At 40.0% G+C, this 12,487-nt stretch carries 11 protein-coding genes; 8 read left to right on the top strand and 3 right to left on the bottom strand.

The window, feature by feature from the left end; all coding sequences use genetic code 11:
* The first annotated feature begins 92 nt into the window (after nt 1–92).
* The 3 genes from ATS74_RS10020 to ATS74_RS10030 are packed head-to-tail and all read left to right on the top strand — an operon-like array spanning nt 93 to nt 1,938.
* Nucleotides 93–716, top strand: coding sequence for a methylthioribulose 1-phosphate dehydratase (locus ATS74_RS10020; RefSeq protein ID WP_058548769.1), 624 nt, complete (start codon nt 93–95; stop codon nt 714–716).
* A complete protein-coding gene (mtnC, locus tag ATS74_RS10025; protein ID WP_058548770.1) occupies nt 716–1,399 on the top strand; it encodes an acireductone synthase in 684 nt (227 codons plus the stop codon). Before ATS74_RS10020 ends, mtnC begins: the two co-directional genes overlap by 1 nt.
* Nucleotides 1,396–1,938 (top strand): 1,2-dihydroxy-3-keto-5-methylthiopentene dioxygenase, encoded by a 543-nt coding sequence (locus ATS74_RS10030; protein ID WP_058548771.1) that lies wholly within the window; start codon nt 1,396–1,398, stop codon nt 1,936–1,938. Before mtnC ends, ATS74_RS10030 begins: the two co-directional genes overlap by 4 nt.
* Nucleotides 1,939–1,985: 47 nt before the next feature.
* Here the strand turns inward: ATS74_RS10030 and mtnA are convergent, their stop codons facing one another.
* On the bottom strand, nt 1,986–3,011 hold the full coding sequence (gene mtnA, locus ATS74_RS10035; protein WP_058548772.1) for an S-methyl-5-thioribose-1-phosphate isomerase: 1,026 nt from the start codon (nt 3,009–3,011) through the stop codon (nt 1,986–1,988).
* Between the two features lie 128 nt (nt 3,012–3,139).
* On the opposite strand from mtnA, the gene mtnK reads away from it, so the two are divergent.
* Nucleotides 3,140–4,357 carry an S-methyl-5-thioribose kinase gene (gene mtnK, locus ATS74_RS10040; protein WP_058548773.1) on the top strand — a complete coding sequence of 406 codons (1,218 nt, stop codon included), beginning with the start codon at nt 3,140–3,142 and terminating at the stop codon, nt 4,355–4,357.
* Between the two features lie 57 nt (nt 4,358–4,414).
* On the opposite strand, the gene ATS74_RS10045 is transcribed toward mtnK, so the two are convergent.
* Together ATS74_RS10045 and ATS74_RS10050 are read right to left on the bottom strand one after the other, a co-directional pair.
* Nucleotides 4,415–5,896 (bottom strand): FMN-binding glutamate synthase family protein, encoded by a 1,482-nt coding sequence (locus tag ATS74_RS10045; protein ID WP_058548774.1) that lies wholly within the window; start codon nt 5,894–5,896, stop codon nt 4,415–4,417.
* A 96-nt stretch (nt 5,897–5,992) separates the two neighbouring features.
* Nucleotides 5,993–7,771, bottom strand: a complete 1,779-nt coding sequence (locus ATS74_RS10050; protein WP_058548775.1) for a DUF885 domain-containing protein — start codon at nt 7,769–7,771, stop codon at nt 5,993–5,995.
* A gap of 512 nt (nt 7,772–8,283) precedes the next feature.
* Here ATS74_RS10050 and ATS74_RS10055 point away from each other — a divergent pair.
* The 4 genes from ATS74_RS10055 (at nt 8,284) to ubiB (ending at nt 12,418) form a co-directional block, all read left to right on the top strand.
* On the top strand, nt 8,284–9,270 hold the full coding sequence (locus tag ATS74_RS10055) for a GGDEF domain-containing protein (protein ID WP_058548776.1): 987 nt from the start codon (nt 8,284–8,286) through the stop codon (nt 9,268–9,270).
* 83 nt (nt 9,271–9,353) lie between these two features.
* Nucleotides 9,354–10,109, top strand: coding sequence for a bifunctional demethylmenaquinone methyltransferase/2-methoxy-6-polyprenyl-1,4-benzoquinol methylase UbiE (gene ubiE, locus ATS74_RS10060; RefSeq protein ID WP_058548777.1), 756 nt, complete (start codon nt 9,354–9,356; stop codon nt 10,107–10,109).
* A gap of 11 nt (nt 10,110–10,120) precedes the next feature.
* Nucleotides 10,121–10,804, top strand: coding sequence for a ubiquinone biosynthesis accessory factor UbiJ (locus ATS74_RS10065; RefSeq protein WP_058548778.1), 684 nt, complete (start codon nt 10,121–10,123; stop codon nt 10,802–10,804).
* A gap of 9 nt (nt 10,805–10,813) precedes the next feature.
* Nucleotides 10,814–12,418 (top strand): ubiquinone biosynthesis regulatory protein kinase UbiB, encoded by a 1,605-nt coding sequence (ubiB, locus tag ATS74_RS10070; protein ID WP_058548779.1) that lies wholly within the window; start codon nt 10,814–10,816, stop codon nt 12,416–12,418.
* Nucleotides 12,419–12,487 lie beyond the last annotated feature (69 nt).

Below are 12,487 nucleotides of genomic sequence, written 5' to 3' on the forward strand. Positions count from 1 at the left end.
ATGGTTTTGCGCTCAAAGCGATGCTATCATTGCTTAAAACAGAAGTATAGCCGTCTAAAATAACAAGCTTAATGCTCATTAGTGAGGAACGTATGCAAAACAATACCGCTATTTCACAACTTATTGAAGCTGGAAAGTGGGTAAGCCAAAAAGGCTGGGTACCTGCAACTGGTGGCAATTTTTCATCGCGCACTGCATCAGGGTTTGTAGTTACCGCTAGCGGCTTTGATAAAGGCCAACTGGGTACACACACCTTCATTGAGCTTGACCATGAAGGAAACCGCATTAAAGGTGCTGGCAACCCATCGGCCGAAACGCAACTGCATTTAGGTATGTACAAACTTATACCGCACGCTAACGTAGTGCTGCATACGCACTCGGTTGCAGCAACCGTATTATCGCGAGTTATAAAAAGCCATACGTTAAATTTATCAGGTTACGAAATGCAAAAGTCGCTCAGTGGTGTTACCTCACACTTAGATACCCTAAGCATTCCTATTTTTGAAAACGACCAAGATATAGAGCGCTTAGGTTTGCTGTTAAGCGATCATCACCTACATACCCCTATTGAGCATGCTGTATTAATACGTGGGCATGGCGTGTACGTAGTTGGGCGCAATTACAAAGAAGCACTTCGCCACTTAGAAGGCCTAGAGTTTTTATTTAGCTGTGAACTAGAGCGCATAAAAATAGAAGGCATTGAGGCAAACCTATAATGATAAAAGCAATTTTAACCGACATTGAAGGCACCATTACACGCATCTCTTTTGTAAAAGACGTGCTATTTCCGTATGCAGCAAAGCAATTGGCCACCTTTTTACGATTAAACGCTAAAAAAGCCCATGTTGCAGAGCAAATAGCGGCTGTAAAAACGATTATTGATGAGCCCAACGCCGATTTAGAGCGAGTCATTAGCGTTTTACTCACTTGGATTGAAGAAGATAAAAAAATAACGCCTTTAAAGCAATTACAGGGGCTTATTTGGCAAACTGGTTACGAACATGGTGATTTTAAAGGTCACTTATACCCAGATGCATTCGACTTTTTACAAGCTCAACATGCAAAAAATATTGCGCTTTATGTGTACTCGTCAGGATCAGTTAGAGCGCAGCAGTTACTATTTAAATACAGCGACTACGGTGATATTCGCGCTCTTTTTAACGACTTTTTTGATACAAAAGTAGGCGCAAAGCAAGAGCAAGCAGCATATAACACCATTATTGAACAGCTGCCATTTGATGCAAGCGAAGTATTATTTTTAAGTGATGTAGCCGCAGAACTAGATGCCGCAAAAGCTGCAGGCCTTAAAACACTTCATTTAATACGTGATGGACAAGCGCAAAGCGAGCATCCTTATGTGCATGATTTTACTAATGTTAAATTAGAGCAATTTATATGAGCCAATTAACAATTTATGCTGACAACAACCCTAAAAATGTACTTACCAGTACAGAAAATGCAGATGAAATTGCAGCGCAATTAGCTTTAGTAAATGTGCGCTTTGAGCAGTGGCAAGCAAATGCTCAAATTAACGAAAGCACTACAAATGAGCAGATCATTGATGCGTATAAAAATGATATAGCACGCTTAAAAGAACAAAACGGTTACCAAACTGTAGATGTTATTTCGCTTGCTAAAGGGAACTCAGCAGCGCCACAAATGCGTGAAAAGTTTTTATTTGAGCACACTCACAGTGAAGACGAAGTACGCTTTTTTGTAAAAGGCCAAGGATTATTTTGTCTACATATTGGCACTAAAATTTACCACGTGTTATGCCAAAAAGGCGATTTGATCTCAGTACCAACCCTTACCCCGCATTGGTTTGATATGGGTAGCGACCCAGAATTTACCGCTATTAGACTATTTAATAACACCGAGGGCTGGGTTGCAAAAAGCACTGAATCTGAGATTGCGAAGCAATTTCCGTTGCTTCCATAGGTAAGGTAATACGCTCCACAAAGGGGAAAGTGGAGCGGTATTTAAAACTATTTAAGCGCCGCTAATGCCCCACTTTCTACATCACTGTTATCGTAAACACCGGTATCTAATACCCAACCTGTTACCAATTCTGCAGGTGTTACATCAAACGCGGGGTTGTAAACATTGGCATTAGTTGGCGCCCATAACGCTTCACCAAAACTGCCACTTACACCACGTACTTCTGCGCTATTTCGCTGCTCTATTTCTATATCACTTCCGCAAATGGTGTGTGTATCAAGTGTGGTCACGGGGGCTACAACATAAAAAGGAATATTATGAAAATGCGCTAACACAGCTAAATTATACGTTCCCACTTTATTAGCAAAGTCGCCATTAGCGGCAATACGATCAGCCCCAACTACTATTTTATCTACCTTGCCTGCAGCCATTAAACTTGCCGCCATATTATCGCAAATGAGTGTGTAAGGTACTTTCCAGCGCTCAAGCTCAAACGCAGTTAAACGCCCGCCTTGTAATAATGGACGGGTTTCATCAACCCATACATGTACGTTGCCATGTTTTTGCTGCGCTTTATAAATAACACCCAGTGCCGTACCAATACCCGCGGTTGCAAGCGCCCCAGTATTACAATGGGTTAATATGTTGTCGCCGCTATTTATTAGTTCAGCGCCACGGTTTGCCATTCGCTCGCACAGCGCTATATCTTCTAAAAACAACTGCTCAGCAGTGGTAACAATACCGGTAACATAATCGCTTTGTGTTAAAGCTTTACGTAGTGCCGCCATACAATGCATTAAATTAACCGCCGTTGGCCGTGTGGCTTCCAGTTCATTAATTGCATCACCAAGTGCCGCTTTTGTAGTGCCTTGCTCTGCTAAATGAGCAACGAGTAAACTAGCACCTAAACCAATTAAGGGCGCACCACGAATTTTTAGGCTGATAATCAGCTCTTTCATGGCTTCAACACTGTTGCACTCGTACCACACTTGCTGATGCGGGAGTAAATATTGGTTTAGCACACTCAATGTACCGTTTTCATATTTTAAACTGCTTGCTACTAAGTTTTGCATGGTGACTTTGCTTAATTTAAATGCGTAAAGGTATTTTACATCAGTTTGAATAACTCTCAAGTTAGACTTGTAGACATCTAAACATTTAAAGGTATAGAATGCCTGAAAATGTAATGTGAGATTTGACCATGGCTAACTATGTCGCTTTTAATGCGCAGCGCGCAATCGAATACGTAAATTCGTTAATTGATTCTAAGCAATGTGATTTTTTTATCGCAGGGCAAAACTTATCTGCGTATGAGTTTGGTGACGGCAACCTTAATTTAGTTTTTAGAGTTAGTGATGAGCAAAACAACAGCATTATTTTAAAGCAGGCACTACCTTATGCCCGCTGCGTGGGTGAGTCGTGGCCATTAACGCTTGATAGAGCCCGCATTGAAGCGCAAGTATTACTTAATCATGGTGCTATTTGCCCCAAATACACGGCAAAAGTGCTGCATTACAATCATGACTATGCACTCACTATTTTAGAAGATTTAGGCAGCTTACAAATATTGCGCTCTGCACAAAATAACGCGCAGCAATTCCCTAAATTAGCCCAGCATGTGGCTACTTACTTAAGCCACACAGGTTTTTACAACTCAGATTTTTACTTAGCCGCTCAACACAAAAAAGCATTAGTTAAGCAATTCACTAACCCTGAGCTTTGCCAAATAACCGAAGATTTATTTTTTTGCGATCCGTACATAGATCACGAGCGCAATAACTTTCCTGCGCAGCTAGCCCCGCAAGTGAAAGCTCTTCGCGATAACCCAGTACTTAAGTTAGAAATAGCCAAATTAAAAGCTAATTTTTTATCTAACCCACAAACATTACTACACGGCGACATGCACAGCGGCAGTATTTTTGTTGATACAAACACAACTAAGATGATTGACCCTGAGTTTGGCTTTTTTGGCCCTATAGGATTTGATATTGGCTCTTTTATTGGCAACTTACTACTAAACTACTGCGCACAAGCAGGGCATATAGAAGAGTTTGTTACTCGTCGTAACTATCAAACACATTTACTTAGCTGTATTGTCGAAACCTACACTTTGTTTGAACAGCACTGGCTTAATTTAATCAATACCAAAACAGTAGATGAGACACTTAATAGCGACGCTTATGGGCAATACTTTATAAAAAACGCATTGCAAGATGCCATTGGTTACTGTGGCGCTGAGCTTATTAGACGCACCATAGGGTTAGCACATGTAGTTGATATTGATAGCATTAGCGATGAGAACACACGCCTTGACGTACAAAAGCAAACTCTTGCTCTGGGTGAGCAACTTATTATTAACGCCTGCAGTTGCGATACTAAAGATGCTTTTTTTAGCTTGTTAATAAGCCAACTGAATTAAAAGGCACTTTTGCGCCTTTTAATTCAAGCTTTTGTTGATAGTGCTTAATGATGTTTTTTATTGATAGTTCTCATAAATTTTATCTAACGGCTCAGAAAGCCCGCTCTCTTGCACTATTCGCACATGTTTACGCCCTAATTCGCGTGCACTTGTTACACCACATGAGTGAGCAATTAATCCAGCGCCATAATGAATATACCTATTATAGTTAGCAACCCGCTGCGCTTTATCTGCAACATTTAAGCCCTTTTGCAATCGTTCATTATGAGTGGTAATTCCCGTTGGGCAGGTATCTTTATTACATTGCATTGCCTGAATGCACCCTAGTGCAAACATATGTCCGCGAGCAGACACAACAAAATCGGCGCCAAGCGCAAGTGCCCACGCCACTTTTGAAGGAACAATAAGTTTACCCGATGCAATAACTTTAATACGCTCTCTAAGACCATGCTTTTCAAGCATATTAACTACAAGCGGTAAGCTTTCGCGCAGTGGCAAACCAACCGAATCTAATAGCGGCTGTGGCGCAGCGCCCGTGCCACCATCGGCACTATCAATAGTAATAAAATCAGGAGCTGACTCCATACCACGATGATTTATTTCAGCAAAGAGTGTTTCAAGCCAAGTGTAATCACCAATTACGGCTTTAAAGCCAGTCGGCTTACCTGTCACGTTTCGTACCGTGGCAATCATATCTAAAATATCGCTAGGCTTTTTAATTTCAGGGTGACCATTTGGACTAATTGAATCTTGCCCCTCGGGTATTCCTCTAATTTTTGCTATTTCAGCATTTACTTTGCGCCCAGGTAGCATGCCCCCTTTACCTGGCTTTGCACCTTGGCTCATTTTAAGCTCAAACATTTTAACTTGATCATGAGCTGCAATTTCTTTTAGCTTATCGGTACTTAAGTTTCCATGCTCATCACGCACGCCATATTTTGCTGTCCCAATTTGAAATACCAAATCGGCCCCACCTTCTAAATGGTAAGGGCTCAAGCCCCCTTCACCCGTGTTCATCCAACATCCAGCAAGCTTTGCCCCTTTTGATAAAGCACGTACCGCCGGTTTTGAAAGTGCACCAAAGCTCATACCTGACACATTAAATAATGAATTTGTGGTGTAAGGTGTTTTGCAATGCGGCCCAAGGGTAACATTACTTGGGTCGAGTGCTTCTTCATCTAAAGTAGGAAAAGCACAGTTCATAAACATGACCGTACCAGTTACTTCCAGACTTTGCGTTGAACCAAATGCCGCTGTGCGATCTACATCTTTTGCCGCACGATAAACCCAACTTCGCTCTGCGCGGTTAAATGGCATTTCTTCTCTGTCTTGGGCAAAAAAGTATTGCCTAAAAAATTCACCTTGGCGTTCAAAAAAATACCTAAAGCGGCCAATAACCGGGTAGTTACGCCTAATTGCATGTTTTGTTTGTGTAATATCACGAAAATAAAAAATAATAACAGTAAGAACAATTAACCCAAGTGCGACAATAAAAATACTCGCAAATACATCAATGCTAAAAATTATAAAATTGCTCATCCAAGGCCCCTTGATGGCTGTTTTAAAAAATAAAAAAGGTGTTGCGCCAAAATGACACAACACCTTTATTTGTTCAAGGTTTATACGCCTTGAGCGTTAATTTTGCGATTTTTCTAGCTCATTTTTAATGTATAAACGAACCTGTGTTTCTAGCACCGATAATGGCACAGAGCCATGTCGCAATACTTGATGATGGAACTCACGTATATCAAAGTTTTGCCCTAGTGCTTGCTCGGCTTCAGTGCGTAAACGTTTAATTGTTAGCTCACCAATTTTGTATGAAAGTGCCTGCGCAGGCCACGATATATAACGGTCGGTTTCGGTTTTTACATTATGAAGTGAAAGCGCCGTGTTCTCGCTCATAAAGTTCATAGCACGCTCACGAGTCCAGCCATACATATGCATGCCAGTATCAACCACTAAGCGAGCAGCTCGCCACATTTCATACGTTAAACGTCCAAAGCGGCTATATGGGTCTTGATAAAAGCCAGCTTCTATTCCTAAGTATTCAGAATAAAGCCCCCACCCTTCACCAAAGGCAGAAAGGTACGCATTTCGACGATAGCTCGGTAAATCTTCAAGCTCAGCATTTAGTGATATTTGTAAATGATGCCCAGGTACAGCCTCATGTAACGTAAGCGCTTCTAAAACATAAAGCGGCCTTTTATCAAGCGCGTACGTGTTTACCCAATAAAAGCCAGCCTGATCGTCACGGCTTGAGCCTGAATAGCGCCCCGTTGTGTATTTTGGCGCTATAGCTGCAGGCACCGGCGCTACACCATAAGGCATACGCGGTAATGTATGAAATAACTTAGGTAGCTGCGCATCCATTTTTTTTGCTATATAAGCCGCTTCCTTTAAAAGCTGCTCTGGTGTTGTTGCATAAAATTGTGGATCGGTTCGTAAAAAATGAACAAATTCAGCAAACGTGCCCTCAAACCCCACCTCTGCTATGACCGTTTCCATTTCACTACGAATACGAGCCACCTCCTTTAAGCCTAACTCGTGGATCTCTTTAGGTGTCATATCCGTGGTGGTGTAGTATTTAGCTCTATTTTTATAAAATGCCTCGCCATTAGGCGTATCTGAAATACCAATACTTGTACGAGCCCCAGGTTGGTATTGCTGGGTGAAGAACGTTAAATAATCTTTATAAGCAGGGATAACTTTATTTTTTAAAACTGCCTTAGCTTGTTGCTGAACAGCATAAAAGTCGCTATCACTCAAACCTGCAGTATTAGTTAAAAATGGTTTATAGAATTCTGACTTAGTTACATCGTCAACAATATAAGTTGTTATAGAATCTTCGTAACCTTTAAGTACCGCCTTTGGCTGAGTGAGCCCTGTTTCAAGGCCTTTTTTCATCCAATAAATATTTTGCTCAAAAAATCGTGGAACTTGTGACAAACGTGCTAGATATACCTCTAAATCTTGCTCTTTTTTATATTGAGAGCTATTTACCATGTAAGATAATCCAGAATGAAAGCCATATTCAGAAGTAAGCGGCATGTAGTGCGCATGAAATACATATTCATCAACACTGTTTTGTACCTGTGCACGAATAATACTAAAGTTAATCTGATTTTCATCACTCAATTTAGCGATATCAACTGCATCTAAATCAGCTAAGAGTTGTATTTTATTTTTATATTCTTGCTCTAAATATTCAGGCGACAAGTTAGCTAACAAATAACCATCAACACCTTGAGGGCTACCATAAGGGCTTGTACTTTCTCTATATTGAACAATAGATTGTGCAACTTTAGAAAATTGCTCATTTGCATTTGGCGTTGTTATTTGACATGCACTTAATGAACATAAAACAGCCATACTAAAAAGAGACTGACGAAATGTTTTGGGGAATAAATAATTCATTATAATTTAGCTTCGTAATACAACAGATTGCTTTAAGCTATCGTAGGGTAAATAAATAGCAAGTAAATGAGATAAGCTTAGGGCGTGTTGATCTTTGATGGTTGAATTTACAGCAGTATGTTTGGTTTTTAGGCAAGGCAGAGCCTATGAAGTGTGGTTATTCCACATAAATAGGCGATAACGCAGCATAAATGCTAAACATGCGCTGCCCTTCGGGTTCTTCCTAGGGGCGATCAACACGCCCTAATCGCATTAACCTTACTAATAACAAGGTTTAATACGTTAAAATATGTAAAAACAAGCTTAATTGATGAGAAAAACAGCTATTGAGCCGTTAAAGTTAAATTTATGTTCCCTAACCCTCATTTTTGCTTTTAAATAGCCGATATAACGATTACTGTAGTAAAAAACAATAAAAAGCTGGGACGCATAACCGCCTCATGGAATGAGATATTTCAAATTTGCACTTATGCGTACTTAGTTGGTATTAAATAATGATGTTCCATGATTCCATGGCTATTGCTCAAGAAAAAATGACTAAAGTGTGTATTTTTTTAGAGCGCTTTTCGCTTCCTCCTACACCGCTGAACTATCAAGTTATTTACACTTATACTAGCCAAGTAAATAACAAGCTTAATACCGCTTTAGACCGTGCAATTTCTGCAAATGATAATATTGATAGTGTTTTAATAGAACAGCTCTATAGCGAGTTTTTAAATACAGGCCATACAACGCAAGTGAGCATGATTCAAAATGTGGATGGTGTTATAAACTCGCTTTCAAATAATGCGCAAAATACAGAAAAACAAATAATCCGTTTTGCGGGTCAAGTAAGTGAATGCGTGCATACACTTGACGAAAAGAATATAGAGCAAAGCCGCCAAGCGCTTAAAGTGCTCAACAACCAAACAGCAGAACTGTTAAATCAGCATAAGCTATTTAAACAAGAATTAAGTAAAGCTAAACAGCTGCATCAAAGAACACAAAAACAACTAACCCAACTTAGAAAGCAACATATAGTCGATACCCAAACAGGGCTCTATAAGCGCCATTATTTAACGCAGCAAGCCCAAATTTGGAGCAATCAACAAAAGTCTATTTGTGCCATAGCAATTCAAATAGATAACCTTGATCACTTTACACATAATTATGGAGACATTATTGGTGAGGTAATATTGAACAAGGTCGCAAAGCAAGTGCAAAAATATGTTTTTCAAAGTGGATTACCTGGGCGCACAGCTAAAGATCAATTTACTGTTTTACTTGCTAATATTGACCCTGAAACAGCGAATGTCATTGCTGAAAAGGTACGTAATGGTGTGGAAAAACTTCGCTTTGTCAGCTCAAAAACTGGAGTTAAATTGCCTAGTATTGACCTATCATTAGGAATTGCTCAGCATCAACACGAAGATGATTTTAATAAGTTAGCAAAAAAAGCCTCTCATGCGGCATTTAAAGCTCGCTCTTTAGGGTTAAGCAGCTACACCGCTGGACAATAAATTACCTGATAAATCATATTCAAATTGCACCTACCGCGTACAATCAAGTACACTAACCTCTATTGTCACGATAGAGATTAATCATGAACGAAACCGAACAAAAGACCACGCATTTTGGATATAAAACCGTAGCCGAGAACGACAAAGCTTCGATGGTTGCTGATGTATTTCACTCAGTTGCTGCAAAATACGATGTAATGAATGATTTAATGTCTTTTGGTGTGCATCGTTTATGGAAGCGTCAAACCATTGCAAGTTCAGGTGTTCGAAAAGGTCACCACGTTCTTGATTTAGCCGGTGGTACTGGCGATTTAACGGCAAAATTTAGTCAATTGGTTGGCGAAACTGGTCAAGTGGTATTGGGCGACATTAACTCATCTATGCTTAAAGTTGGCCGCGAAAAACTGCATAACCTTGGCTTAGTAGGCAATATTGATTACGTTCAAATGAACGCCGAGATGCTACCATTCCCAGATAATAGCTTTGATGTGATCACCATTGCCTTTGGGTTACGTAATGTAACCGATAAAGACAAAGCACTACGCTCTATGTACCGTATTTTAAAGCCAGGTGGTCGCTTACTTGTTTTAGAGTTTTCAAAACCTGAGCATGAGCTACTTAGCAAAGCTTACGACTTTTACTCGTTTAATTTATTACCAACCATGGGCAAAGTAGTTGCTAACGATAGCGAATCGTACAAATACTTAGCAGAATCCATTCGTATGCATCCAGATCAAGATACTTTAAAAGCGATGATGGAAGATGCCGGCTTTGAGCAAACAACATATCAAAATCTTACTGGCGGAATTGTTGCTCTACACCGTGGTTTTAAATATTAAGGCAGGCATTTATGGCGCTTGATAATACAGCTAACAATAATAGTGGCGTAACACCCGCTGAATTTTTTATGTTACCTAATTTTGTATTATCGCTTATTGAGCGAGTACTAAATCAAGCACTTGAACTTGATCCGCAATTGTCACAAAAGCTAAGCGCAGTTAAGCATCAGCGCTTAGTAGTTGAAGTAAGAGACTGGCAGCAAAGTATTCAGCTAATTTACAGTGATGAGCAATTGCATTTATACAGCGCACTAAATAACGAAAATGCAGATTGCATGATAAGCGCCGATATAAATACACTGCTAGCACTTAAAAACCCGGCAATGCTAACCCAATTAATTCGTCAAGATAAGCTCGACTTACAAGGCGACTTAAACATTGCACAGACATATAGTAATGCATTTTCAAGCCTAGATATTGATTGGCCTGAGCAACTCTCAGGCTATATTGGTGATGCTCCTGCTCAACTGTTATTTCAAAATCTAACGATGCTAAAACATCAAGGCGCTAAAGCTCACTTAAAAATAAGTAGTATGTTTAGCAGCTTGTTCCAAGATGAGCTCGCGATAACCATTCATCCGTTAGAGCTTGAGCAATTTAAACAAAAAAATAGAGAACTTAAAGGTCAAGTTGCTGCTGTTGAGCAACGTATAAATGCTTTATTAAACTCTTTTTCATCTTCGAAACCTCGCTAAGGATTTTTTGTGTCGACTGCACGTTTGTATAACATCACCAAAACATTACTTAGCTATGGGCTAGACGAACTAATTCCAAAACATAAGATACCTTGGTTTGGTAAAGTAGCGCGTGGTAGTTTGTTTTGGCTGCGTAATCAGCACAAAGAAAAACCTACAGGACTGCGGTTACGTTTAGCATTGCAAGAGCTCGGCCCTGTGTGGATCAAGTTTGGCCAAATGCTCTCAACCCGCCGAGATTTACTCCCACACGACATCGCATTAGAGCTTGCCTTTTTACAAGACCAAGTTGAGCCATTTGAAGGTGAACTTGCACAACAAATAATAGAAAAATCACTCGAAATTAACGATATAAACGAGCTATTTAGTGAGTTTTCGCAAACGCCATTGGCATCAGCTTCTATTGCGCAAGTGCATACAGCAAAATTGATTGATGCTCAAAACATTGAGCAAGACGTAGTAATAAAAGTAATTAGGCCAAACATTCACGAACAAATTAATGCTGATTTAGCGCTAATGGAAAAGCTCGCTAAAGTGCTGGCCAAGGTGCTTAACGAAGCTAAGCGTCTTCGCCCCGTAGAAGTAGTAAAAGAATACAAAAAAACACTACTAGATGAACTCGATTTAATGCGTGAAGGGGCCAATGGTATTCAATTAAAGCGAAACTTTGAAGGCTCAGAATCATTATATATTCCCGCTGTTTACAGTGACTATAGCCGTAGTAATGTGCTTGTAATGGAACGTATTTACGGTATTCCAGTATCAGATACCGGCTCACTCATGGCGCAGAATACCAACATGAAATTATTGGCGGAGCGTGGTGTTGAAGTGTTTTTTACACAAGTATTCAGAGACAGCTTTTTTCATGCCGATATGCACCCGGGCAATATTTTTGTCTCCCGCGAGCATCCAGAAAACCCGATGTATATTGGCATAGATTGCGGTATTGTTGGCACACTTAATAAAGAAGATAAACGCTACTTAGCAGAAAACTTTATTGCCTTTTTTAATCGCGATTACCGTCAAGTTGCACAGCTTCATGTTGACTCTGGCTGGGTACCACCCGATACCAGCATCGAAGAGTTTGAATTTGCAATACGTACCGTATGCGAACCTATATTTAATAAGCCACTGGCTGAAATTTCATTTGGCCATGTACTGGTTAATTTATTCAATACAGCAAGACGTTTTAATATGCAGGTACAGCCGCAACTGGTATTACTGCAAAAAACATTACTTTATGTTGAAGGACTAGGCCGTCAGTTATATCCACAGCTCGACTTATGGAAAACAGCTAAACCATTTTTAGAAGAATGGGTAAAACAGCAAGTTGGCCCGTTATCAGTAATGAAACAAATGTATGCTAACCTGCCATTTTGGGCTGAAAAAATGCCAGAACTACCTGATTTAATTTATCAAAATTTAAAGCGTAGTCCGCAAGCACAGTATTCACAGCCTAATAAAGTGTCACATAAAGCATTAGTGCTTAGCCTTTTTGGTAGCGCTACACTTATTGTTTCAGCGCTATGTTATCTGCAGCACGACTACATCGCGTCGGGTGTGGTAATAGCAGCTTCGGCAATTAGTTTTATAGCGGCGTGGCGCAACACATAAACTAAGTGCTATTTATGCCACAGGGCGTATAATTAGTACTTAAAATAAACATTTAAGCATTTATAAGTT

The organism is Pseudoalteromonas sp. H103 (assembly GCF_001469205.1).
GTDB lineage: Bacteria > Pseudomonadota > Gammaproteobacteria > Enterobacterales > Alteromonadaceae > Pseudoalteromonas > Pseudoalteromonas carrageenovora.

Coding starts and splice junctions, on each gene's coding strand:
- ATS74_RS10020 (WP_058548769.1), top strand. CDS start 93: ATGCAAAACAATACCGCTATTTCACAACTTATTGAAGCTGGAAAGTGG.
- mtnC (WP_058548770.1), top strand. CDS start 716: ATGATAAAAGCAATTTTAACCGACATTGAAGGCACCATTACACGCATC.
- ATS74_RS10030 (WP_058548771.1), top strand. CDS start 1,396: ATGAGCCAATTAACAATTTATGCTGACAACAACCCTAAAAATGTACTT.
- mtnA (WP_058548772.1), bottom strand. CDS start 3,011: ATGCAAAACTTAGTAGCAAGCAGTTTAAAATATGAAAACGGTACATTG.
- mtnK (WP_058548773.1), top strand. CDS start 3,140: ATGGCTAACTATGTCGCTTTTAATGCGCAGCGCGCAATCGAATACGTA.
- ATS74_RS10045 (WP_058548774.1), bottom strand. CDS start 5,896: ATGAGCAATTTTATAATTTTTAGCATTGATGTATTTGCGAGTATTTTT.
- ATS74_RS10050 (WP_058548775.1), bottom strand. CDS start 7,771: ATGAATTATTTATTCCCCAAAACATTTCGTCAGTCTCTTTTTAGTATG.
- ATS74_RS10055 (WP_058548776.1), top strand. CDS start 8,284: ATGGCTATTGCTCAAGAAAAAATGACTAAAGTGTGTATTTTTTTAGAG.
- ubiE (WP_058548777.1), top strand. CDS start 9,354: ATGAACGAAACCGAACAAAAGACCACGCATTTTGGATATAAAACCGTA.
- ATS74_RS10065 (WP_058548778.1), top strand. CDS start 10,121: ATGGCGCTTGATAATACAGCTAACAATAATAGTGGCGTAACACCCGCT.